Below are 23,838 nucleotides of genomic sequence, written 5' to 3'. Positions count from 1 at the left end.
GGCACTCGAGCCGCTTGTGCGCGGCATCCCGCCGATCCGCTCCCGCCGTGGCCCCCGCCGACGGCGGCCCTCCAAGCTGCACGCGGACAAGGGCTACGACTACGACCACCTGCGCCGATCGCTACGCAAGCGGGGCATCCGGCACCGCATCGCCCGCAAGGGCATCGAATCCTCCACCCGGCTGGGCCGGCACCGCTGGACGATCGAGCGCACGATGTCCTGGCTGAGCGGCTGCCGCCGCCTGCACCGCCGGTACGAACGCAAGGCCGAGCACTTCCTGGCCTTCACCGCCATCGCATGCAGCCTCATCTGCTACCGCAGACTCACCAAATGAGACGACGCCTCAGACAACCAGGTAGCTCTGACCTGGTAATTTCACGAGGAGTGCCAGCGTGGACACGTACGATGAGGATCTGACCCACAAGATAGACGCCTGGGTCCAAGATCAACTGAAGGCTTCCCCGGAGTGGCCGCCCGAGCAGTACATCAGCATCAGGCAGCACCTTGAGGGCGGTCGGCACGGCCGTCCTCGGTGAGACGGTCGCGGAAGTCGGTCAGCACGCTGTGGTGGAAGCCGGGATCATCCAGTTCCATGGCCATTGCGTACTCGAAGTCGATGCGGCAGCGGACCGCCTCGGCGGCCTGCCGGTCCGACAGGCTGAGCAGGAACTGCAGTACGCAGACAGTGGCCAGCTGAGCCGCACCACAGCCCGTCCAGCCGGTCACGCACCCATATCTCCGTTGTGCCAACCGGTTTGCTCGCCCGCGCGATCTGCGCGGTCAGAGGCGGAACGTGCTCACCGGAACGGGGGCGCAGGAAAACGGGCACCTCGACAGCTTCGTCGGACGGCGGTACTACCCGAGCATGCCCGTCGACCATGCTGCCGCACCGGGAGACTCCAAGATCCCCGACAGAGTCAAGCTAGCGACTGCCCAGGGCCGCGTCGGACCAGGAGTGCACCTGGCGGTGACGCCCCGCCCCAGTTCTTACCCACTGGGTCAGCGATTGGGTGCTCGCGGGGCAAGCCGGCGATCACTCAACCGCGTCCTGGGCTGATTCGACCGGGGTGGCCGGGTCGGTTCGAGGCCCATCGGTTACGACAGGAACTTGGGCGTAGACCCGCGTCCCGGTTTCGTCCTGGTGGGTCTCGAACTGGGGGGCGAGAGCGCGAACGATGGTAAGCCCGCGGCCGTGCTCGTCGGGATCCGCCGGTACACGGGTCTGCGGATCGGAACCTCCGTGGTCGCCCACACAGATGAGCAGTGTGTGGGGGCACAGCGCCAGGTAGAGGGCCATGTCTTTACGCCCGTGCTGGGCGGCGTTGGCAAGGAGTTCGCCAACGATGAGAAGGGCTGTGTCCCGTTCTTCCTCGGACAGGCCCCAGCGGGTGAGTGCATGAAGGGCGCTGTTGCGGACGCGGCTGACGAGTGGGGCCTGCGCCGGTGCTGCGAGCAACGCGTTGATCCGGGGTGAGGTAGCGGTGGTGCACATGGGAGGCGGCTTTCGCATGTAGGCGGTGCCGGGGCACGGGCCGGGCCAGGTGCAGGGTTCCGATGCTGGATGCGCAGCGGTGAGTCCGCTGGACCGAGGGAACCGGTACGTCTGTCCGGCGCTGCTATGGCTCCATAGCCGGGGAGGTGCTGCGAGAGCTCTCGTACATCCCTGTCTACACCATTCCTCACATATTTCCAATAAGATGAGGAAGAAATCTCATATTTTGCGTTAAGTAGTGGCGGTGTGAGGAGCTGCGTCACTCCTGGGCCAGTCGATTCCAGAGCGGCCCAAGTGTCTCAAGGGCCTCCAGGTACGCCTGGTACGCCTCGTCCAAGACCGCCCCCCTGGTTTCGTTGGGCTCGTGAAGCCGGACAACCGTGACGCGAGCACGGTTGTCGTCGATGCCGTCCAACAACCCGACTGCCGAAGCAGCGAGGAGAGCCGCACCACGGGCGGCACTCTCGTCCGTGTTAGTCACCTCAATGGACCGGTGCAACGCGTCGGCGAACATCTGGCTCCACACCTTGCTGCGGGCGGCTCCGCCAGTCAGCCGGGCAGGGCCGGCGACGTGCAGTCTCGAGTCAAGAGCTTCTACGTGCCAGCGATGGTTGAGCACGACGCCTTCCAGCAAGCCTCGCGCCAGATGGCCGCGCGAATGCCAGCCGCGAACACCGAGGAATGCGCCAGAAGCCCTCCGGCCACGAGGAGAACCGTAAACGAAGGGGAGGAAGAGAACATCCGAACGCCCCTCCAGGCACGCCTCAACTTCTCGGTTGATCACGTTGTAGCCGCCACTCCCGGAGGTAATCGACGGTCGGGCGACCCGTAGGAACCACTCCAGGTTGGTCACCGATGTGGGCGAAGTGGACATGAGCATCCACTGCTCTGGTCGGACAAAGTGACGTGCCTGCCAGCGCGGGTCGAGCAGCGGCCGGTCACCGATCACCTGGTTGATACTGAACGTTCCGGCGACGAGGCACAGCATGCCGGGCACTGTGGACCCGACACCAAGGGCTGCTGCGTCGGCGTCGTGCGCGCCGGCCGCCACCGGTGTCCCAGCGGTAAGCCCGGTGGCTTTCGCGGCCTCGGAGGTCACGTACCCGGCAACGGCCGTGCTGGCCACCACTGGCGGCAGCTTCCACTCGAGGTGCCTGAGGCCGTACAGGTCGAGCAGTTCAGATGAGTAGGAGAATCCGCCTCTGTGCACGTCAGTGAACGAGGCGCTGGCGTCGGTGGGGTCGGTTGATACCGCCCCGGTGAGCTTGAGGCGCAGCCAGTCCTTGCAGAACAGCAGCCAGCGTGCCCGCTCGAGCACGTCCGGCTCGTGGCTGCCCAGCCAGGTGAGAAGTGCCGCAGGCGATCCGGCGAAGGGCACGGAACCGGAACGGGTCAGCACCCGTTCCCAGGTCGGCCTCGCACGCCAGCCGGCCAGCACCGGTTCAGCGCGCGCGTCCATCGCCATAATCGCAGACCGAACGGGCCGTCCTCGCTCGTCGACGGCGTACAGGCCGTCGCCATGTCCGGTCACCCCTACGGCGGCGACTGCCGCCCCCGCGCCCTCTCCCGCCTCAGTCAGGCACGCGCTGATGGCCCGCTGGGCAGCGTGCCACACATCGTCAAGACCGCGCTCGACCCAGTACGGGTGGGCTGTGTTCAGCGGCACTTTGGTGCTGCCCATCCCCAACTGCTTTCCGGTGGAGTCGAACAACACCGCTTTGGTCACGCTGTGGCCCGCGTCGACACCGAGGAGCAGGTCGCGTCTCAACGGTCAAGCCCTTCGAGATCGTCGGCGTTGATCGCGGCCTTGCAACGGCCTGAGTCAGCCAGTTCCGCGATGGACTCGGCGACCAGGCGGGCTGAGCGGAGGTTGGTGGTTCGCGTATCGCCTGCGGTATGAGTGGTGAGAGTGACGTTGTTCAACCTGCGCCAGAGGCTGTCAGGCGGGAGCGGCTCCTCATCGTGCACGTCGAGCCCCGCACCCGCGATCCGGCCCGAGGCCAACGCCTCGTACAGGGCGCCGGTATCGATCAGGCGGCTCCGTGCGGCATTGATGAGGTAGGCGTTCGGCTTCATCGCCGCGAAATGACGTGCCCCGATGAATCGGTTGGTCTGCGGCGTCAACCGCGCACAGACGTTCACGAAATCGGACTCCTGGAACACAGTCTCCAAGTCATGTGCCCGCGCAGCTCCGTGGCGCGCCAGGACGTCGTCGGGAACGTAGGGATCGTAGGCCAGGATGCGTGAGCCGAACCCCTTCAGCCGATCGGCAAGTGCTCGCCCGACATGCCCGATTCCCACAATCCCGACCGTGCTGTCTCCAACCTCGGTCCACGTATGACCGAACGCCTTAGGCCACCCGCCCGTCTTCACCTCAGTGTCCGTTCGAACGATGTCACGGGCCTGTGTGATCATCAAGCCGACTGCGAACTCGGCGACGGCCGAAGCATTGCGGCCGTAGACCGGTACGACGGCGGCCCTGCGTGCGGTGGCGGCGGCCACGTCGATGTTCTCTGTTCCTGCCCGCGCCACACAGACGGCCCGCAGACGGGGAGCCGCCTGCAGTACGGCCGACTGCACGGGGGCCAGGTGAACGACCAACACCTCGGCGTCGCCCACAGCGGCCATGATCTCCTCAGGCACCCGCACGGCATCTGGGCCGAGGCGCTCCATGATCTGCTGAGTCGCGTGCTGCTCTGCCTTGCTTCCGGACCACTCGACGCTGCAGATCGGACCGAACGAACCGCCACACACGTGCGCCAGGGCTTCCACGTAATACTGGGCGGGGATGAAGCGGTCACTGACGATGAGAACACGCAATGTAGTCACCTCGCCGTGTTGGTACTGCTTCCCATGATGCTCGCATTCTCCCTGCGGGTATGCGCGGCAGCCACGATGAGAAGGCGGCTGAGGAGTCTCCCGCATGGCGTGCTCTCGGCCGGGCGGAGCTCCGGCGAGGCACGCGCCGGGCTGCCGCACGCTTGTACTTCACCCTGCCCGGCAACTCGACGAGGCCCGCCATGGTCGACCACCTCGCACACCTCGTCGAATCGACCGTCGGCGTGCTAGCCATACCGGGCTGCTTCACGTAAGATGCGTTAAAAAGGCGACTTCTTAGCAGAAGTGTTCGCTGGGCCCCTGACTCCCGATGGAGAACACCGATGTCGTTGCACAGCCCGGTGTTATCAACGCACCACCAGTGCTGCAGTGGCGGTGCATCACGCTTGGCACGCAGCAGTGGGACACGCACGAGGGCAGGTGTCACCCGCTTCGGCCACCGTCCATAGATCCTGGGGCGGCGGCAGCCAGGTCTCATGGAAGCGGGTCAAGTATCCAGCCGGTGGCTACACCTTGTTGTCGGGTATGGCCTCATCTGTGGCCCGACGCCACGGGTATCCCCGGAGTTGACTGCCGCGTCAGGCGCAGGTGCAGGCAAAGGAGAAAGGGAACGTGCCAGCCAAATCACGTCTCTCCCAGGCGGCAGTCGAGGAGCGTCGGCAGGATGTCTTGAGGTTCGTTGTCGAGCACGGTCACACACGGATCGCCGATCTGGCTACCCAGTTCGGCGTCAGCCTGATGACCATGCACCGCGATCTCGATGACCTCGCCGCCCGTCACCTGCTACAGAAGAAGCGCGGGCGAGCCGTCGCCTTCCCGGCTCTGACCATGGAGACGGCCACCCGGTTCCGCGAAGGCACCGGCCTCGCCACGAAGAGGGCGCTGTGCGCCGCGGTGATCGACAGAATCGCACCGGGCAGCACGCTACTCATGGAGGATTCGACGACCCTCTACCCGTTGGCTGACCACTTGGGACGACTCGAGCGTCTCACCGTGCTCACCAACTCGATTGGCCTGGCGCAGCGCCTTGGATCGTCCGCGCCCAGCGTTGAAGTCTCCCTCCTCGGAGGGTTCTTCCGAAGCGAGTACAATTCGTGCACCGGGCCGGAGATCAGCCGCTCCCTAGCCCGTATCCGCGCTGACCTCGCCCTACTTTCCGCGACCGCTGTACTCGATGGGCAACTCTTTCACCCTCTGCGAGAGTATGTTGAGGTCAAGGAGGCCATGCTTGCCTCAGCCACCGAAGCGGTGCTTCTCGCCGACCACTCGAAGTTCGGTAGGACTGCAACTTACGCCTACGGCACCGTCACAGCCTACCGATCGGTGATCACAGACGCTTCCACCCCAAAGCAAGAAATTGCTGCCATTCAGGGGTTCGGAGTCCCTGTAGAAGTCATAGAACCAGGATGAAGACTAGTGCGTCGTGGATCTGAGCAATGATGCTGCGATTCCAGGGGTCTCGCGAAGGATAAGAGCAGCCCCCCCGATTGCCCCCGCGCGCGCACCTAGGTCGAATTCCGAGGCAACCAATTCCGCATCGCGAGTCAATGCCATGGCGTAGCGTTGTAGCGAATTGCGCATCGGGTGCAGGAGCACATCACCGGCCTGCGCGAGTTCTCCACCGACGACGATGCGTTGAGGGTTCAGCAGGTTACAGATGTTGGCGAGAAGCCGACCCACAAGATGACCCACGTCACTCAGCACTCCTACACAGGCCCGATTGCCCTCTGCCGTTGCGGCCAGAACTTGCTCGAGGGTGACGCTCTCGCCCAACGTAGGACGCAACGCCTCAAGCACCGCGGGGACGGACGCGCGTTGGATAAGGCAGCCACGATTACCACACGGACACGCGGGTCCATCTATGTCGATGGAGATATGCCCTAGTTCGCCTGCGCCACCCACAGCCCCCCGGTAGAGAGAGCCATCGAAAAATATGCCAGACCCGATTCCACTCGACAGCGAGAAGTAAAAGAGATGGTCAGCGCCGCGCCCAGCTCCGTACATAGCCTCGGCGACCGCCTCGAGGCGAGTATTGTTCTCCACAAACACGGGAAGATCGAGACGCCTTCCGAATTCCTCTCGAACGTTCACGCCCACCCATGGCTGACCAGGTAGGGAGGGACCGACAACGCCAGTGGAAGTAGCCACTTGGCCAGGAACCCCGACACCCAGCCCGATGAGCGCCTCGCGCTCGACGGATGCTTCGTGCAGCAGCTGCTCAAGAAGGGCAACCCCAGCGTCCACCCGCGTAGACCACGGACTATCGGCTGACAGTGATGAGGTCGAACTTCCCAGGGGACGCCCCGACAGATCAGTGACGTGCCCTGACACATCACTGAGGGTGAAGTCAAGCCCTGCAGCAGCGCCGGCTACCGGATTCACGGTGAGTACTTGCCGAGCACGGCCGTCGATGTCTGAGCCTGCACCTGGCGTACCCTCGATGACGAGGTTCGCGTCAACGAGCTCATTGACGATGGTCGAAACAGTTGTACGTGACACGCCTGCGAGGCGGGCAAGCCCGGCTCGATGTATCGGTCCACTGCCGAGCAATAGCGACAGCAGTTTCTCCTGGTTGCTTCGTCGCAGCGCTTGCAGGGAGCCACCCTTTGCACTCATCATGATGGAGAGTACACCAACCGCGCAGTCTGTGTTAACTCTCCAAACATTCCCGGTGCCGAGGGTGGGCCACCCTCGGCACTCTGGGCAGCTCGTACACGTGGCAGCCGTACCTGGCCAGGTCCGCCACGATCTCGTGTGCTCTGGCGCAGCCCAGCGAGAACACCCACATGCCAGGCACCAGGACTGTGTCGTAGATGCCGTTCCGCACCGCGCTCTGCAGGGCCAGGAGCCTCGGCAGGGAGTCCCTAGAGGAGCGGCCGTTGTCAATGAACAGGGCAGGGTACGGCCACCCTCGCCGCACGGCCAGCTCCTCGAGAGCCACCCTGTGCGGAGCCATTTCCCAGATGTCGTGCGGGTAGCAGCGAAGGTAGGCAGCCACTCGGGGAGTCTGGGCGGTAACTATATTGGGCATAATCGGCTCCTTTCGATTCCGAGGCGTCTCGGCGACTTCCAGCTACGCCGGGAGTAGTGGGCCGCTCACCACTCGGCGAACGAGCCGTCACTGTGGCGCCATGAAGGATTGCGCCACCGGTGACCGGACTTAGCGGCCTCACGGACGGCTTCCTCGTCAACCTCAATTCCTAGTCCGGGCAGAGTCGGCAGCTGCACGCGGCCACCGTCGAAACGGAAGACGTCGGACGAAACGAGATAATCGAGCAGGCCGCTGGACCCGCCGTACTCGATGCCGAGGCTCTGCTCTTGAATAAGAACGTTCGGAGTAGCGAAATCAACCTGAAGGCACGCGGCGAGAGCAATGGGGCCCAACGGGCAGTGCGGAGCCAGTTGAACATCGTACGCCTCTGCCATCGCCGCAATGCGGCGAACCTCAGATATTCCACCGGCGTGGCTGAGGTCAGGCTGAACAACCGCTATTCCGCTGGACAGGACATCACGGAAGTCCCAACGTGAGTAGAGTCGCTCACCAGTCGCGATGGGTACCGTGGTGCACTGCGATATCAACCCGAGATCTTGGGAGTACTCCGGTAGAAGCACTTCTTCGGCGAAAAGCAGCCTGAAGTCCTCCAGTAGCGGAAGAATCCGCCGAGCCATCGCCTTGCTCGTCCGACCGTGAAAATCAATGGCGATGTCGACATCGTCGCCGACGGCTTCCCTCACCGCAGCCGTACGTTCGATGACGGTCCGAGTCACCGCGGGAGTGTCGATGGGAAGCATCTGGAGACTTCCGTTGAATTTCATGGCATCGAACCCTGCCTCGACCGCGGCTCGGGCACTGTCAGCCAGTTCTTCCGGTTCGTCGCCGTGAATCCAGGAGTACACGCGCATCGTGTCGCGCACGGGACCGCCGAGAAGATCATGCACCGGAACGCCGAGAGCCTTGCCCTTGATGTCCCACAAGGCCTGATCGATGCCGGCGACGGCACTGGAGAGCACGGGACCACCCCGATAGAACCCCCCCTTGGTGAGAGTCTGCCAGTGGTCCTCAATCAGAGCAGGATCCTTGCCAATCAGATAGTCGGACATTTCTCCCACGGCGGCAGCGACTGTTTCCGCTCTGCCTTCGACGATCGGCTCACCCCAGCCGACGACGCCCTCGTCCGTCTCGACCCGCAGGAACAGCCAGCGGGGCTCGACCAGAAACGTCTCCAGCTTGCTGATCTTCACATTGCTCCTTCGAGTGGTTTGTCCGACTGTTACAGGGAGGTATGTACTAGCCCGGATACGAGGTGGGGGATGTCTTGCAGAGCCAGGGCGGCGCTGCCCGCGGCGCTCGCGACCGCGTTCGGAGAGAAGTGCGCGAGCATCACCTCCGTGCGCGCGCCGACAGCCTTCATGGCGTACCTGCGGATCGCGTTGGCCAGAGGTTCGAGGAACGGATCCCCAACGGCAGCGAGATCACCACCGACGACGACGACGTCGGGGTTCAGCAGGTTGCACGCGTTGGCAAGGGCACGGCCCACGACGGCCGCGGAATCGGCGAGCGTGCCCAGACAGCCGGGATCACCCGCTACCGCCGCGGCGGTAATCTCAGCGATGTCTGCGTCCGCCCCCAAGAGGGGTCTGGTCGCGGCCAGCAGGGCCGGCCGCCCGGCGACCTGCAGCAGGCACCCCCGGCTCCCGCATGAACAAGCGGGGCCAGCGGAACTCACGGAGACATGCCCCAAGGCCCCTGCCGCGCCGGTGAAGCCTCGGTGGAGTCGACCGTCGCAGATGAGAGCGGCACTGATCGTCGACGAGACGTTCACGAAGAGCATGTGCTGAGCACCCTGTCCTGCCCCCCACGTGTACTCCGCCAGAGCCTGAACGCGCGTGCTGTGTTCCGTGACCACCGACCTTCCCAGTCGCTGACTGAGAGCAGGCCCGATGTTCGTCGCGTGCGGCTCCGGAGTGGACGTCCCTGCAAGCGGAATCTGGTTCATGGACTCTTCAAGACCGATGCCCACGGCGAGGAGCCTTCGCATCGGCAGGCGAACCGTTTCCATGGCCCGCCCCAGCATCCAGGCGATGTGATCTGAGTCCCGGGCAACGCCCTGCGGCGTCCAGCGAAGGTTGGTCCTGAGGATCGGCTCCTGCGCCAGGTCGGCCAGATGAAGTTGGACCGACTGGGGTGCATGGTGGAGACCTGCGACCACTCCAGCACGTGGGTTAACGGCGATGAGGCTACGCCCCGTGCCACGGAAGCCGGTAGCAGAAACGCCCTGACCAGGAACTATGGCGCTCTGATGCAGCACGCCCCTGCTGAGCAGATCATTCACGAGGCTCGAGGCGGTGGTCCGTGAGACTCCCGCTCGGCGGGCCAGCTCCGCGCGGTGCATGGCGCCCTCCTTGAGCAGCAGCGTCAGGAGCCGATCCTGATTCGTTCGGCGTAGAGAACGGAGCGAACCCGCAGAATCAGCTGTCACGCGCCTATGCTCCTTCTGACCACTTCGTATGTCAAGAGAGTTGACGCACATGGCATTGGTCGTACAGTCCGCCGCGACTGCTTGTTGATCAAGTCAGGTCTCTGTGCTTTCGCGTAAAGAGTATTGACAGTCTTGCTCCGGTGGCCTCACAGTGGCTGCAGGGTTGAGATTCCGAGAGAGGGGTCCCCGTGACAACACGCCCCGTACTCCTCGTCACCGGTGGTCTCGGCGTTGTCGGAACGCTGCTCAGGCCGGCCTTGCGTCAGCACTACCACCTGCGCATCGTGGGCAAGGGCAGTCCCGAGCTCCCAACCGACGACTACCGGGCAGGCGACCTCCTGGACCCCGCGTTCACCGAGGATGCTGTGCGGGACGTCGACGCCGTCCTGCATCTCGCAGCCAACGCGCAGCCGCGATCCGGCTGGCAGCAGACGGCCGATAACGTAGCGATGACGCAGATCCTGCTCAAAGCCGCACAACGGCAAGGCGTGCCCAAGATCGTGCTGGCCAGTTCCATTCACGCGGCCGGCTTGAATTACCGGGATGGCGAGGCTCCGGTGGACCCGGCGGCTCTCCCCAGGCCGTGTTGTCCCTACGGGGTCAGCAAAGTCGCTTGCGAGGCGCTCGGTCGGCTGCACGCCGTCCACACCGGTGCCTCCGTGCTCAGCCTGCGGCTCGGCCTGGTGGGCTGGCCGCTCACCGAGCGTGACTACAACCCGACGTGGTTGTCGGATCGCGATGCCCAGGCGCTGGTCGTGCACGCACTACTTTCCAGCGTCCGGCAAGGTGTCTACTTTGGTGTATCCCGTTATGCCAGTGCTTTCTGGAGCCTGGCCAACGCACAGTCCGAACTCGGCTGGCTTCCGGTCGATGACCTTCCGCCCCATTCGGAATCGCTGCCCTGGGCAACCTCATCGCCCTGTCTGTTGTTCACCTCTCATTCACGCCCGGCCTGACGGCACGTGAAACAAAGATCGAAGAGTTGAGGAAGATCATGTCAAGACTTCTCGGCATCCGTTCAGCCGCAGTCAGTGCCACGGTTCTCATGGCCATGACCGCCGCGGCCTGCACGACGACCAGCGAATCTGGAGGTGACGGGGACGGAAAGGAATTCACCTACTGGTCTATGTGGACGCAGACCGAGCCGCAGGCGAAGGTGCTGCAGGAATCCATCGACGAATTCACCAGGAAGACCGGGATCGAAGTAAATGTCGAGTGGCAAGGACGCAAGGTCCTCGACAAGGTCGCACCCGCCCTCCTCACGGGCGACGCCCCGGACCTCATCGATCAGTCCTTCGACCGACTGCACCCTGTGGTGGCCGTGAACGGTCAGGCGAAGGACCTCTCCTCCGTTCTGGATCTCGACACCGGCGAAGGGGTACCGGTGAAGGAGGTCATCCCCGGTGATCTCCTCAAGGTGCTGCCCGAGGGTAAGGACGGCACTCCGTGGATGATTCCCTACGAGGTGGTCACCGTGTCGCTGTTCTACAACGGCAACGAGCCGCTTGCGCAGGATCGCCCGGACACGTGGGAGGAATTCCTCGCCATCTGCGAGCAGGCGAAGGCCGCCGACAAGGCGTGTATCGGTACCGACGCTGACGCGCCCTGGGCAACACTCTATTGGTACGACTACCTGCTCAACCGCAACGGTGGCTCGCTCGTCGATCTCGCCGCTGACAAGTCGGGCAAGGCGTGGGACGACCCAGCGGCCCTGCGGGCCGCTGAACAGATCGAGCAGCTTGTCGATGACGGCCACATCATCGCCGGGTACGACGCGACGAAGTACCCGGCGCAGCAGAACAACTGGGCTTCGGGGAAGTCCCTCTACTACCTGATGGGAAGCTGGCTGCCCAGCGAGACCCAGACGTTTGCCTCGAAGGAGTTTGAGTACCGCTCAATCGACTTCCCCACCACGGGCGAAACGCAGAGCCCCGCCATTGACGTCATCCCCTTCGGGTTCTCCATCCCGAAGCAGGCTGACAACGCAGAGGCGGCGGAGAAGTTCATCGCCCACTTCCTCCAGCGGGATCAGCTGGAGGGGATCTCCACGACGGCGGCCAACATGGTTCCCCGGCATGACATCGCGCCTCCCGAGGGCCTGGCTGACGCTGCCGCGAGCTTCAACGAGAATCCCGTGAGGCTGCCGATGGACGGCCTGGATGCCGACTACCAGGCCAAGGCGCTTGAGGCTGTCTTCACGGACCTGTGGCTCGGAAAGACGACCGCCTCGGAATTCGTCGACGCTGCGGCGAAGGCGAGCGCAAGCTACTGGAAGGCCCGGGGCTGATGGCCTTTAGGAACGTCGTCAGTCGGCTCGGTAACCCGGGCCGGCTGGCCGGCACAACACCATTGCAGCGCTCCCAGCACCGGGTGTTCTGGGTCTTCCTGCTGCCCGCCCTGCTCCTGCTCGTACTGTTCTTCATCGCCCCCATCGTCTTTAGTGGTTGGCTTAGTTTCCATCGCTGGGACGGTGTCGGAGATCCAGAGTCGAGGGGTGGAGGGAATTGGCAGCAGATTCTACTCGACCCAACCTTCAGAGTTGCTCTGCGTAACACGGGTATTATCCTCGTGGTGGGTGGCGCCATCACCTTCGTCGTCAGTTTCGGTATTACCCTTCTGCTGCGCGAGATGAACGCGCGCAAGTTCATCCGGTACGTGTTGTTTTTCCCCGTACTCGTGAACCCGCTTGTTTTCGGTGTGATGACCGGACTGCTGTTCCGCCCCAATGGAATCGTCAACGAGTTGCTTGGCTATCTCGGCGTCGATGATCCACCAAAGTGGCTTGGCGTGGACAACCTGTTCAGCATGATCCTCGCGACCCTCGTATGGGCTTCCGTGGGCTTCTATACCACTCTGCTGATGTCCGGTGTGGAGCAGATCCCTCGCTTCTACTACGAAGCCGCCGAGCTTGACGGAGCTAATGCCTGGGCGAAATTCCGCCACATCACACTGCCGCTCTCCTGGGAAGTTGTGACGGTATGCTCTCTCCTCTGGACGATCGCTTCGATCAAGGTATTCGAACTCGTCCTAGTGTTTGGAGGGACTACCGGTGGCCAGCCACCGACCAGCACATTCACCACAGCCTTGTACGTCTATGAGCGGGCCTTTGCTACCCGATCGGAGAGGGATTTTGGTATCGCGTCCGCAGCAGCCATAGCCAGTCTCGTGCTCATCACGATCGTTGCTGTGCTTCTCCGTCGCATGATGCGCCGCGAGACGGTCGAGGTCTAATAACCCTTAGGAGATAGCATGTCTGCGACGACGTCCCGAGACCGTACGGGCGCATATCCATCCCGTTTTCCCAGAGTGCGTCACGCCGGAATAGCGCTTATCTGGCTTCTGGTCATCGTGAATCTGCTCCTTCTGCTGTGGATGGTTGCCACCTCACTGCGTGACACCAGGTCGATTTTCGAGGATCCAGTCGGCATTCCGGTGGATCCTGAATGGGGAAATTACGTCACCGCGTGGCGCACCGGGGGCTTCGGGCAGGCCCTACTGAATTCCATCGTCGTTTCTCTTGGATCAGCGGCGATTGCAGTGGCGGTGTCAGCTCCTGCGGCCTACGCCCTCGCCCGTACTCGCCGGCGGTCGGGCGGGTCGCTGACCATGGCATTCGCTCTTGGTGTGGGCGTTCCGGCCCAGCTCATTGTCATCCCCGTGTACTTGGCGCTGGCCAGGGTCGAGGACGCCACGAGCATCAAGCTTATCGACAGCTTGCAGGGCCTTACGCTTGTTTACACTGGGCTCGCCATACCCTTCACAGTCTTCCTCCTCACGGGCTACTTCAAATCCTTGCCTTTGGAGATTGAAGAGGCAGCCGTGATTGACGGCGCTGGACCGATTCGCAGCTTCGTACAAGTGGTGCTGCCCGTCGCACGAACCGGATTGATCACCGCTTACACTCTTGCTGTGATCATGGCTTGGAACGAGACACTCTTCGCCATCGTTCTCACCATTCGTTCCGAGAACCGAACTCTCCCTGCAGCACTGCTCACTTTCATTGACCAACAGCAGTTCCAGGGTACCGACTGGGGCGGAATGTTCGCCGGTGTCGTGATCATCATGGTCCCGGTCTTGGTGCTCTTTGTTGTACTTGGCCAGAGGCTCATTGAGGGTATGACGGTGGGGGTGAGCAAATGAATTCCGAGAGATTCAACCCTCCTCGCTTCTACGAGGCCCGGCCGTCGGGACCGCAACGGGCGGAACTGGGTGAGAGCCCACGACTCGATTCCCGTAGCGGACATATCATCTGGGTGGACATCCCTGCCGGCATGGTCCACAGAGCTGCCCTCATCGCCAATCAAGTCATCCCTCTGGTTTCTCATGATGTCGGCTCTGCAGTCGGCGGCATGGTCGGGACTGTTGTTCCGCTCAGCGGCCAGGGCGACGGCTGGATCGTTGCGGCGCAGGACGCCGTATGCCATCTGGCTGCTGACGGTGAAGTAAGGGTGCTCAGTCGTCCTGAAGCTGGGCGCGGTACCCGATTCAACGACGGAGCTTGCGACCCCTGGGGTCGCCTCTGGCTCGGCAGCATGGGGCAGCCCGTGCGGCCGGGGGCTGGGCGACTGCTGCGCCTTGAACGGGATGGAACGCTCACTGTCATTCTCGCCGAGGCGACCATCTCCAACGGCATCGGCTGGAGTCCAGACGGGAGCCGGGTCTACTACGTCGACACGGCCACTTCCCGGCTGGACGTCCTGCACCTCGATGCCGCCGGCGACGTCACGGAACGACGGACCCTGGTTACCTTCGATCCGGACCAGGGCAAGCCTGACGGACTCGATGTCGATGACGAGGGCTGCGTTTGGGTCGCCATGTGGGACGGCTGGAGTGTGCGACGCTATTCCCCCACGGGCGAGCTTCTTGCCGTGGTCAAGACGCCCGTAAGCCGTCCGACCGCCTGCTGTTTCTCCGGCGAGACTCTGATCATCACCACAGCCTGTGAAGGCATTTCAGATGAGAGTCTGTGTGACGAACCAGCTGCCGGACGCCTGCTGTTGGCCGACGTAGGCGTCAGTGGACCTTCCGCACGTCCCTATCTCGGCCCCTGGAAATGAACGGGCACTGTTCAATGAATTCCTTTACTGGAAGTGGTGAACCTGACTCCAGGTTTACCGCCAGGCTTGCGGAGCACCGGCTGTTGGCGATCTTGCGTACCCGGGAGCAGGGGCGTCTGCTCCCGGTCATACACACGCTTGTCGAGGCTGGAATCCGCTGCCTCGAGGTCACGCTGCCGACCCCCGGCTGTCTGGAGGCGCTGCACTCCGTTCGCACCGAGTTCGGGGAAGAAGTACTAGTCGGCGCTGGGACGGTCACCACAGCAGCCGAGGCGCGAGCGGCGGCCGACGCTGGTGCGCAGTTCATCGTCAGCCCGCACATCGACGAGGACCTCGTTCGGCAGGCTGCGCGGCTTGGGCTGGGCGTGCTCCCCGGCGTGTTCACGCCCACCGAGGTGCTGCGAGCACGTGTGTCCGGGGCACAGGCGGTCAAGCTGTTTCCCGCGTCCGTATTGGGTCCGGAGTTCGTCTCAGCCCTGCAGGGACCGATGCCCGACGTCCCAGTCGTGCCCACAGGGGGCATCGGTCTGGACGACGTACAGCCATGGCTCACCGCGGGCGCGACGGCCCTGGGAATCGGGGGGCCCCTGACCGGGAACGCCCTGGCCGGTGGTGATCTCGCCGAGCTGCGAGCCAGGGCAGCCTCCTTCGTCACCGCGGTCCAGGAGGGATGATCATGACCAGCCTCGTTACTCTCGGCGAGACCATGGCAGCCCTCGCGTGCGAACAGGTCGGGCCCCTCAGGACGGCCCGCACCCTCAGTCTGTCCACCGCGGGGTCGGAGGCGACCGTTGCCGTGGGCGTGCGCCGACTCGGGCATTCGGCGGCATGGATCGGCCGGCTGGGGGCGGACGAGCTGGGCGAGCACGTCCGCCGCACCTTGCTCGCTGAACGCATCGCGGTCCACGCGGTCGCAGACGCGGACGCGCCTACTGGGCTGATGATCAAGGAGCGGCGTACCGCCGACCGGCGTCGAGTCCACTACTACAGGTCCGGTTCGGCAGGATCCCGCTTGAGTCCAACCGACATACCTCACGGGCTCATCGAACAGGCTCGTGTGCTGCACGTCAGTGCCATCACTTGCGCACTGTCCGGCTCTGCGGCGGAGGCAGTCCGTGCCGCCGTCGGCCGAGCCTTCCAGGCCGGCGTTCCTGTCTCGTTCGACGCCAACTACCGAGCGGCCCTGTGGTCAGAGCACGAGGCACGTACCGTGCTTTCCCCCTTGCTCACGTCCATACGCGTACTCTTCGCAAGCCTCGACGAAGCTCAATTGCTGCTGGCCACAGATGAGTCCGACGCCCATGTGCTGGCTCGTGCGCTGCGTCAGCTCGGTCCTCAGGTTGTCGTCATCACCCTGGGCTCCCAAGGTGCCCTCTCCGTAGGAGAGCAGGGGCTTCAGCATATGACCGCTCACGCGGTGTCCGAGATCGATCCGGTCGGCGCGGGAGATTCCTTCGTCGGCGGGTACCTGGCCTCGTTCCTCTCCGGCGCAGACGAAAGCGAATGCCTCAAGCGGGCCTCCCGTGTAGCCGCGTTCTCCGTTTCCACCCACGGCGATTGGGAGGGTCTTCCCACATCCAGTGAGGTCGGCATGCCCGTCGATGTGCCTGGTGGCGTTTCTCGCTGAACCACTCCTTCACCGTCCCCACCACTCCACAGGAAGTGCTCCATGTCCTTCATCATTGATGAGATCTCCAGCCAGCCTGAGTGCTGGCGCCGTGCGATGGACGCCGACGTGACGGGCCTGCCCCAGGACGGCGAACGTGTGGCAGTGATCGGCTGTGGTACCTCCCTCTACATAGCACAGGCATACGGCGCCCTGCGCGAGAGCTCGGGAAAGGGCGAAACCGATGCCTTCCCTGCCTCGGAGTTCCCGGCGAACCGACGCTACGACCGCGTCGTCGCCATCACCCGGTCGGGAACGACGACTGAGGTACTCGTCGCTCTCCGGCGGCTCAGCGAGGTGCCCACTGTCACGCTCACTGCCGACGCCAAGACGCCCGTCTCGGACGCGTCCCGGCACATCATCGAGCTTGACTTTGCGAACGAGCGCTCAGTCGTTCAGACGCGCTTCGCTACCACCAGCCTGTCCTTGCTACGGCGACACCTGAACCTCGTACCGGCGGACTTGGCTGAGCAAGCTGCCTACGCGGTGGAGGAGCCCCTGCCCGAGGGCGCTGTCGGCGCAGAGCAAATCACCTTCCTCGGCACCGGCTGGGCTTCAGGACTGGCACACGAAGCCGCGCTCAAGGTCCGTGAGGCATCTGGAGCTTGGACCGAATCGTACGTTTCGATGGAGTATCGGCACGGACCCATCAGCGTCACTGGTCCAGGACGTCTAGCCTGGTTTCTTAACACACCGCCGTCAGGTCTCGCGGACGAGGTCCGTGGCACAGGAGGAACAGCGGTGCTGCCTTCGCTGGATCCGCTTGCCGAACTGATCAAGGCCCAGCGGTTGGCTGTCGAAATGGCCGTCGCACGTGGTCTGGACCCTGACCACCCACGTAACCTCACACGTTCCATCGTGCTGGGTGATCTGTGGTCAACTGAAAGTCACCAGTGAGGCTGGAGTCATGAGCGTCATTGCCATAGACGTTGGCGGCACACGCATCAAGGGTGCCGTCGTTGCTGAAGACGGCACGGTGGTGTATCGGGGGCAATGGCCCACGCAGGCCGAGCAGGATGCCGACGCCCTGGTCGAGTTCCTCGTCCGCATCGCCGAGAAGCTGCTCGGTTACGCGGCGGATGCCGACGACCCTGCTGTCGCGGCCGGCATCGTCGTGCCAGGGATCGTGAACGAAGGTGCCGGTGTGGCAGCGTTCGCGGCCAATCTGGCATGGCGCGACACACCCCTCCGGGCCTTGCTTGGCCGTCGCCTCAATATGCCGGTCGCGTTCGGCCACGACGTGCGCACTGGGGGACTGGCGGAGGCGTGCCTTGGCGCCGGCAGGGGAAGCAGCCATTTCACGTTCATGCCCGTCGGGACAGGCATCGCCGCCGCACTGGTCATCGACGGTGTTCCGTTGACCAGTACGCGCGGACTGACAGGGGAAGTCGGGCACATGGTAGTACGCCAGCGGGGCGAGCGATGCCGCTGCGGTAACCGCGGTTGTCTGGAGACCATCGCATCGGCCTCAGCGATCTCGCGAAGGTACGGCATGGCCACTGGCGAGTCGGGGGTCAGCGCTCGTGAAGTCCAGATCCGCGCTGAGGCAGGGGACGCCGCCGCCGGTTGGGTGTGGGGTGAAGCCGTGGTCGGTCTCGCCGACGGGCTGGCCACCATCACGATGCTGCTGGATCCCGAGCGTATCGTCATCGGAGGTGGGCTGGCGCAAGCTGGGGATAGTCTGCTCGTCCCTCTGCGTTCCGCCGTTGCAGAGAGGCTGGTGTTCCGCGACGTGCCACCCATCGTCCTCGCTGAACTGGGCGACCAGGCCGGTTGCCTAGGTGCCGCCCTGCTGGCTCAGCGGCTGATCGGCTGTGACGCGGCGTGATCGTCACTGTGACTCTCAATGCCGCCCTTGACATCACCTACTGCATCAACCACTTCAGGCGATACGGCAGCAATCGGGTGAGCCGAACATTCGAGCGCGCGGGCGGGAAAGGTGTGAACGTCGCGCGCGTCCTGGCATCACTCGGTCACTCCACCGTGGTCACCGGCTTCGCAGGCGGGGCTACAGGCCAGTCGCTTCGGTCGGAACTCGAAAGTTCTGGGCTACGTGACGAGATGGTTTCCATCGCCGGGGCGTCGCGGCGCACTGTCGCGGTCACCGAGGAGCACCTGGGTGAGGCAACACTGTATTTGGAGCCCGGACCGACCGTGTCCGTCGAGGAATGGTTGGCATTCCTCGTACGGTACGACTCGCTGCTCTCCGATGCGGAGGCTGTCGTGCTCTCGGGCAGCTTGCCTCCCGGACTTGCCCCCACGGCCTACCGCGACCTTCTCAGGCGTGCCCACGCTGCTGGTGTGCCCGCCATCCTTGATGCCGAGGGGCTGCCACTGCGCAATGGCCTGGCCGCAAGGCCCACGCTGGTCAAGCCGAACTCTACCGAGCTCATGGGCATCAGCAGCGCCCCTTCGCTGGAGGAATCCCTGGAAGATCTACGCAGAGCGGGAGCGCAGTCCGTCGTCGCCTCGCTCGGGCCTGACGGCATGCTCGCCTCCAGCGACGACGGCATCTGGAGTGCCGCGCCTCCACAAGATGTCAGGGGAAATCCAACAGGCGCAGGTGACGCGGCCGTGGCTGCCTTGACCGTCGGTCTGATCAAGAAAAACCCCTGGCCCGAGATGCTGGCCAACGCCATCGCCCTCAGCGCTGCGACGGTGTTTTCCCCAGTGGCTGGGAGCTACGACGCCGCCGAGTACGTTCGGATGAAGCCGCGGGTCCGGGTAGTCAGGCACAAGAGTTCATCGACGTGAGGTTGACATGACACTGGCCAGTATGAATGAGATCGTGAAGCCCGCACGAGAGGCTGGCTACGGTGTGGGGGCGTTTAACGTCATCCAGATCGAGCATGCCGAGGCGATCGTCGCCGGCGCAGAGCGTGCAGGTTCGTCAGTAATTCTCCAGATTAGCGAGAACGCGATTCGGTACCACGGGGCCCTGCCCCCCATCGGGTTGGCGACCCTAGCCGTCGCCCGAGCCGCGCAGATTCCCGTCGCTGTCCACCTTGATCATGCGACATCTCAAGAGCTCGTACGCGAAAGTATCGCCCTCGGATTCACGTCAGTAATGTTCGATGCTTCCGCGTTCGAGTACGACGAAAATGTGGTGGCGACTGCCCGTGTGGCTGCGCTCTGTCGCGAATCGGGAGTGAGCGTGGAAGCTGAGCTAGGTGAGATCGGCGGGAAAGACGGTGTCCACGCACCGGGAGCACGAACCAATCCGGTCGATGCCGCCGCTTTCGTTCACGAGACGGGCGTCGATGCCCTCGCCGTGGCCGTTGGAACTTCCCACGCGATGCTTTCACGGGAGGCTGTCCTTGACGTACAACTCATCCGTCAGCTCAGCGAGTGCGTCCCAGTCCCCCTCGTACTCCACGGTTCCTCAGGTGTCCCGGACGCCGGGCTCGCCGCAGCAGTGAAGCACGGCATGACGAAGATCAACATAGCTACGCACCTAAACAAGGCCTTCACCCACGCTGTTCGGGAGAAGCTGGCGAGTGATGAGACTCTGGTGGACACCCGGGCCTATCTTGGTGCTGGCCGAGAGGCCGTCGAGGATGAGGTAGCGCGTCTGCTGGGTGTTCTCGGATCTGTTGGCTGACGCTTCCCTGTGCCGTTGCCGAAAGCATGGTTCGTCGTCGTGCGCGGCTATCGCCTAGCCGGCGGGAGATGTCCGAGCGCCACCCTGTCGGACAGAATTTCCGCTGCCCCGCGCATGCGAACCAGGATAGGTTCCGGCAAACTGAGGATCGCGCCGCCCGCTTTTGCAGTACCCGAATGTGCCAGCCTGCGCTTGTTACCGCACCGGAAGATGCCGCAAGACAACGATCTCCGCCACAAACCCCTCGCACATTGCGCGAGATGAACGTACGACCTGCTGGAGCTGTAAATGGCGAGCCAGGAATACCACAACCCCCTGCTTACGCACACGGGCGGAAAGCTGCTACGCGGAGGATCACCTCACCGCATCATCGCGGGATCGCTGCACTATTTCAGGATCCACCCTGAACAATGGGCAGACCGCATTGCGCGCGTTGCGGCAATGGGGTGCAACACCATCGACACATACATTCCTTGGAATTTCCACGAAAAGCACCGCGGGCGATACTGGTTCGAGGGTCCAGGCGACGTTGAACGGTTCCTGCGTCTCGTACGCGACGAGGGACTAGACGCTATCGTGCGACCGGGCCCCTACATCTGCGCCGAATGGGATAACGGCGGTCTGCCCGCTTGGCTGACGAGTATGCCAGGTCTGCGTCTGCGCTGTTCTCATCCGTCATTCCTCGCCGAGGTTTCCCATTGGTTCGACGAGCTGGTTCCACGCCTCGCCACGCTGCAAGCGTGCCACGGCGGTCCATTGGTCGCAGTGCAGGTAGAGAACGAGTACGGCAGTTACGGCGATGACCAGATGTACTTGCGCTGGCTGCGCGATGCTTTGGTCCAGCGCGGCATCTCTGAGCTCCTCTACACAGCGGACGGGCGCACCGAGCTCATGCAGGACGGCGGTTCACTACCGAATACTCTGGCCACGGCGACCTTCGGCTCTCGCGTGGCGGAGGCTGTCACCTTGCTGCGCACACGCCGCCCGGACGAACCCTTTATCTGCGCAGAGTACTGGAACGGTTGGTTTGACCACTGGGGCGAAATGCATCACGTCCGCCCAGTCGAAAGCGCCGTAGGGACGATGGAGCGAATCTTGGAGGAGGATGGGTCGATCAGTTTCTACATGGCCCATGGCGGAACCAATTTTGGCCTCTGGTCCGGAGCGAACCACGACGGTGCCGGGCTCGAGCCGACCGTGACCAGTTACGACTCGGATGCTCCGATCTCCGAACACGGGGAGCTCACACCTAAGTTCTTCGCTCTACGACAGCGGTTGCTCGAGCGGACCGGGGCCCAGGAACGTCCCCTGCCGCCCGATCCTGTTGTGCTGCCACCACGCACACTGCCGGTTCACCGGGGAGCCGCCCTGCTCAAAGCCTTGACCGACATGTCCGAGCCGCTGGCTGCTCCGCATCCTCTGAGCTTTGAGGACCTGGGCCAACCCTCCGGGCTTGTTCTGTACGAGGCGAACCCCAGGCTGCCCCACGGCGTCAGCACCGTGACGGTAACCGGGCTGCACGACCGTGCTCAGGTCTTCGTCGACGGCTGCCAGCTCGGTGTCCTGGAGGATGAAACGTCATCCTTCGAACTGGTGGGGACCGGCGAACCGGTCCGTCTGGAGATCCTCGTGGAGAACCAGGGGCGCATCAACTACGGACCCCTCCTGGGGCAGGGCAAGGGCATTCTGGGCGGCGTTCGCATTGAGCGTCGCTTCGTCCACAATTGGACAACCCGCGGTCTGCCGCTTGACCAGTGGACGCAGGACGACCTGACCCGTGCCGTTGCCGCTGCCCCTTCGGGCGGTGATTCGGGCTTCGCTACGGCGCGCTTCACGATGGAGGAGCGCGCCGATGCCTTCCTTGCTTTCCCAGGTTTCCGCAAGGGATTCGCCTGGGTCAATGGGCATCTACTCGGCCGCTACTGGGAGATCGGCCCTCAGGTGACGCTCTACGTCCCTGCACCCCTGCTGAGGCAAGGTGACAACACCGTCACGGTGCTGGAGCTGGAGCACTTCGGGGATCGCGTCGAGATCCGCGACAGGCCTGAACTTGGTCCCGTAGAGGAGTACGCTGCGACCGCTGAGTAGAGGTCACGTACAGCGGACCTTGGCTGTTGGGCGGCCAGCTGTTGCCCAGGGTCAATCGGCCCGCGAAGGCGATCAATAAGGCCTTCAGGGGTGCCCTCCAGCGCATGGTCCACCGCTTTCGCCCTTCCCCGTCGGGTCTAACTTGATTTTTACGAGTGGGTGCGTGATAGCGGGCGGGTTGTGTTTGGCCTGGTCGTGGCCGGTTCTCAGGCGTTCGTGTTGCGGTCGGAGACGAAGTCGGCGATAGCGCGGTAGGTGTCGGGCAGGCGGTCGGCGGTGGGTCCAGCGGTCAGCTGCTTCCAGCGTTCGTGATCAGCGAGGGCATGTTCGACGGTGATACGGTCGGACGAGTGACCGTGGCGGTCGCGTTCCCATTGCTCGACCCTGTCGGGCAGTGCTCCCGGACGCGGTTTTCTGGGTGGTGTGATCGCTTGTCCGCGGTGGTCGCGGCTCAGGCCGAGATAGCCGTCGTCCAGCAGGACTTCGACGTCGGGGAAGTGCTGGAAGCAGACGGCCATGCCTTCGTTGCGGGCGGCCGTGGCATCGTGCATACGCCCAGGCCGCAGGGCGTCGGTCCGTAGCGTGCGGCCCCGCCAGTCGGCGATGACGGTGGCCTTCATCGCGTTCTGCTTCTTCTTGCCCGAGACGAACGCGCGACGGCCACCGCGTTCGGCCGGTGGCCGGCGAACCTGGATCTCGGTGGCGTCCAGGCGCAGCTCGATGCCTTCGGCCTGGGCGTAGGCGAACACGTCCGCCAGTGTCCGTAGCCGCAGGCCGGGGCGGTCGGGGACCGCGCACCCTCGATCAGCAAGGAGCGGACGTATCTCTGTGATCGCACGGGTGATCGTGGAGCGGTCGACGCCGCAGCCCCAGAGGATGTCGCGGATGCGGGCGGCGCCGTTCTCGTCGAGGGCGGGGTCGCCGAGCAGGGTGTGCAAGGTGGTGCGCTGGGCGGGGGTGGCGCGTTGGAGGGCGAGGGCGACGAGGACGGTGTGTTTGCCCTCGCGCAGGTCGTCCAGGACGGGTTTGCCGGTCTGCTCGGGGGTGCCGAAGACGCCGAGGAGGTCGTCGCGCAGCTGGAAGGCATCGCCCAGAGGGAGGGCGTAGGCGGTGCAGGCGTCCAGGGCGGCCAGGCCGGCACCAGCGAGGGTGGCGCCGACGTGCAGGGGGCGCTCGATGGTGTGCTTGGCGGTCTTGTAGCGGATGACCCGCAGCGGGGTGTTGATGTTGCTGGTGAGGTGTCCGGTGGCGAGCAGGTCGAGGTACTGGCCGTACCTCACCTCGGTGCGCATGGTGTTGAGGAGCGGCAGCACTGCGGTGAGCCGGGCCGGGAGCAGGCCAGCGGTGTGCAGGAGTTCGTCCGCCCAGACCAGTGCGAGGTCGCCGACCAGAGCGACGAGCGCAGGCTGGTGCGGCGGGAGCTTGCAGCGGCGGTCACCCTCACGGGTGACGATGAGCATGGTGACCCACTCGACCAGGTCGTGAGGGAGGTCGAGTGCGGCAGGATAGGGAACCAACAGGGCTCCTGTGCCGGTGGGTTGAGACTTCGAACACCTCCCTCAACGGCACGGGGGCTTTGTCCGTTGCGGCCCTCACCACGACCCGACCGGCGTCAC

At 64.0% G+C, this 23,838-nt stretch carries 21 protein-coding genes and 2 pseudogenes; 14 read left to right on the top strand and 9 right to left on the bottom strand.

The window, feature by feature from the left end; translation table 11 throughout:
- The coding region (locus C593_RS0128095) for an IS5 family transposase (protein WP_018850659.1) at window positions 1–334 on the top strand (334 nt) is incomplete at its 5' end.
- Window positions 335–534: 200 nt separating this feature from the next.
- On the opposite strand, the pseudogene C593_RS34040 reads toward C593_RS0128095, so the two are convergent.
- The 4 genes and pseudogenes from C593_RS34040 to C593_RS0128075 all read right to left on the bottom strand — a co-directional run.
- Window positions 535–696 (bottom strand): annotated as a pseudogene (locus tag C593_RS34040) (transposase); the annotation flags it as partial.
- A 337-nt stretch (window positions 697–1,033) separates the two neighbouring features.
- Window positions 1,034–1,492: an ATP-binding protein gene (locus C593_RS32210; protein ID WP_158686881.1), complete on the bottom strand. Its 459-nt coding sequence runs from the start codon at window positions 1,490–1,492 to the stop codon at window positions 1,034–1,036.
- Window positions 1,493–1,751: 259 nt separating this feature from the next.
- Entirely contained in the window at window positions 1,752–3,260 is a 1,509-nt protein-coding gene (locus C593_RS0128080) for an FGGY-family carbohydrate kinase (protein ID WP_018850656.1), read from the bottom strand.
- The gene (locus C593_RS0128075; RefSeq protein ID WP_486591203.1) at window positions 3,257–4,321 is read right to left on the bottom strand and encodes an NAD(P)-dependent oxidoreductase; all 1,065 of its coding nucleotides are present in this window, start codon (window positions 4,319–4,321) and stop codon (window positions 3,257–3,259) included. Before C593_RS0128075 ends, C593_RS0128080 begins: the two co-directional genes overlap by 4 nt.
- A 621-nt stretch (window positions 4,322–4,942) precedes the next feature.
- Between C593_RS0128075 and C593_RS0128065 the strand changes: the two genes are divergently transcribed.
- Window positions 4,943–5,740 carry a DeoR/GlpR family DNA-binding transcription regulator gene (locus C593_RS0128065; RefSeq protein ID WP_018850653.1) on the top strand — a complete coding sequence of 266 codons (798 nt, stop codon included), beginning with the start codon at window positions 4,943–4,945 and terminating at the stop codon, window positions 5,738–5,740.
- Window positions 5,741–5,743: 3 nt separating this feature from the next.
- Here C593_RS0128065 and C593_RS32205 read toward each other — a convergent pair whose 3' ends face one another.
- The 3 genes from C593_RS32205 to C593_RS0128045 form a co-directional block, all read right to left on the bottom strand.
- Window positions 5,744–6,949 (bottom strand): ROK family protein, encoded by a 1,206-nt coding sequence (locus C593_RS32205; protein WP_078521981.1) that lies wholly within the window; start codon window positions 6,947–6,949, stop codon window positions 5,744–5,746.
- Window positions 6,950–7,426: 477 nt separating this feature from the next.
- Window positions 7,427–8,572 carry a galactonate dehydratase gene (gene dgoD / locus C593_RS0128050; protein WP_018850650.1) on the bottom strand — a complete coding sequence of 382 codons (1,146 nt, stop codon included), beginning with the start codon at window positions 8,570–8,572 and terminating at the stop codon, window positions 7,427–7,429.
- Between the two features lie 29 nt (window positions 8,573–8,601).
- Window positions 8,602–9,810, bottom strand: a complete 1,209-nt coding sequence (locus tag C593_RS0128045) for an ROK family transcriptional regulator (RefSeq protein WP_158686880.1) — start codon at window positions 9,808–9,810, stop codon at window positions 8,602–8,604.
- 188 nt (window positions 9,811–9,998) lie between these two features.
- Here C593_RS0128045 and C593_RS32200 point away from each other — a divergent pair, with 188 nt between their 5' ends.
- From C593_RS32200 to C593_RS0127990, 12 genes are all read left to right on the top strand, one after another.
- Window positions 9,999–10,766, top strand: a complete 768-nt coding sequence (locus C593_RS32200; protein WP_078521977.1) for an NAD-dependent epimerase/dehydratase family protein — start codon at window positions 9,999–10,001, stop codon at window positions 10,764–10,766.
- An 89-nt stretch (window positions 10,767–10,855) separates the two neighbouring features.
- On the top strand, window positions 10,856–12,097 hold the full coding sequence (locus tag C593_RS0128035; protein ID WP_486591202.1) for an ABC transporter substrate-binding protein: 1,242 nt from the start codon (window positions 10,856–10,858) through the stop codon (window positions 12,095–12,097).
- Entirely contained in the window at window positions 12,097–13,041 is a 945-nt protein-coding gene (locus C593_RS0128030; RefSeq protein ID WP_018850646.1) for a carbohydrate ABC transporter permease, read from the top strand. The genes C593_RS0128035 and C593_RS0128030 overlap by 1 nt, the downstream gene beginning before the upstream one ends.
- A gap of 18 nt (window positions 13,042–13,059) precedes the next feature.
- Window positions 13,060–13,950, top strand: coding sequence for a carbohydrate ABC transporter permease (locus C593_RS32195; protein ID WP_026278147.1), 891 nt, complete (start codon window positions 13,060–13,062; stop codon window positions 13,948–13,950).
- Window positions 13,947–14,867 carry an SMP-30/gluconolactonase/LRE family protein gene (locus C593_RS32190; RefSeq protein ID WP_078521973.1) on the top strand — a complete coding sequence of 307 codons (921 nt, stop codon included), beginning with the start codon at window positions 13,947–13,949 and terminating at the stop codon, window positions 14,865–14,867. Before C593_RS32195 ends, C593_RS32190 begins: the two co-directional genes overlap by 4 nt.
- Window positions 14,864–15,541 carry a bifunctional 4-hydroxy-2-oxoglutarate aldolase/2-dehydro-3-deoxy-phosphogluconate aldolase gene (locus C593_RS0128020; protein ID WP_486591201.1) on the top strand — a complete coding sequence of 226 codons (678 nt, stop codon included), beginning with the start codon at window positions 14,864–14,866 and terminating at the stop codon, window positions 15,539–15,541. Before C593_RS32190 ends, C593_RS0128020 begins: the two co-directional genes overlap by 4 nt.
- Window positions 15,542–15,543: 2 nt before the next feature.
- A complete protein-coding gene (locus tag C593_RS0128015; protein ID WP_026278146.1) occupies window positions 15,544–16,494 on the top strand; it encodes a sugar kinase in 951 nt (316 codons plus the stop codon).
- Between the two features lie 42 nt (window positions 16,495–16,536).
- Window positions 16,537–17,430 (top strand): SIS domain-containing protein, encoded by an 894-nt coding sequence (locus C593_RS0128010; protein WP_018850642.1) that lies wholly within the window; start codon window positions 16,537–16,539, stop codon window positions 17,428–17,430.
- A 10-nt stretch (window positions 17,431–17,440) separates the two neighbouring features.
- Window positions 17,441–18,361, top strand: coding sequence for an ROK family protein (locus tag C593_RS0128005; protein WP_018850641.1), 921 nt, complete (start codon window positions 17,441–17,443; stop codon window positions 18,359–18,361).
- Window positions 18,358–19,287, top strand: coding sequence for a 1-phosphofructokinase (locus tag C593_RS0128000; protein ID WP_026278145.1), 930 nt, complete (start codon window positions 18,358–18,360; stop codon window positions 19,285–19,287). Before C593_RS0128005 ends, C593_RS0128000 begins: the two co-directional genes overlap by 4 nt.
- Window positions 19,288–19,294: 7 nt before the next feature.
- On the top strand, window positions 19,295–20,134 hold the full coding sequence (locus C593_RS0127995; RefSeq protein WP_026278144.1) for a class II fructose-bisphosphate aldolase: 840 nt from the start codon (window positions 19,295–19,297) through the stop codon (window positions 20,132–20,134).
- A gap of 288 nt (window positions 20,135–20,422) precedes the next feature.
- Window positions 20,423–22,222 (top strand): glycoside hydrolase family 35 protein, encoded by a 1,800-nt coding sequence (locus C593_RS0127990; protein ID WP_026278143.1) that lies wholly within the window; start codon window positions 20,423–20,425, stop codon window positions 22,220–22,222.
- A 206-nt stretch (window positions 22,223–22,428) separates the two neighbouring features.
- Here C593_RS0127990 and C593_RS34035 read toward each other — a convergent pair whose 3' ends face one another.
- Window positions 22,429–22,971, bottom strand: a complete 543-nt coding sequence (locus tag C593_RS34035; protein WP_486591204.1) for a transposase family protein — start codon at window positions 22,969–22,971, stop codon at window positions 22,429–22,431.
- An 81-nt stretch (window positions 22,972–23,052) separates the two neighbouring features.
- Window positions 23,053–23,739: pseudogene (locus C593_RS34030) on the bottom strand (polyprenyl synthetase family protein); the annotation flags it as partial.
- Between the last annotated feature and the right edge of the window lie 99 nt (window positions 23,740–23,838).

Source organism: Streptomyces sp. CNT372, from assembly GCF_000377145.1.
The sequence above is the reverse complement of the archived record's forward strand: the minus strand, read 5'-3'. Positions and strand labels throughout refer to the sequence as shown.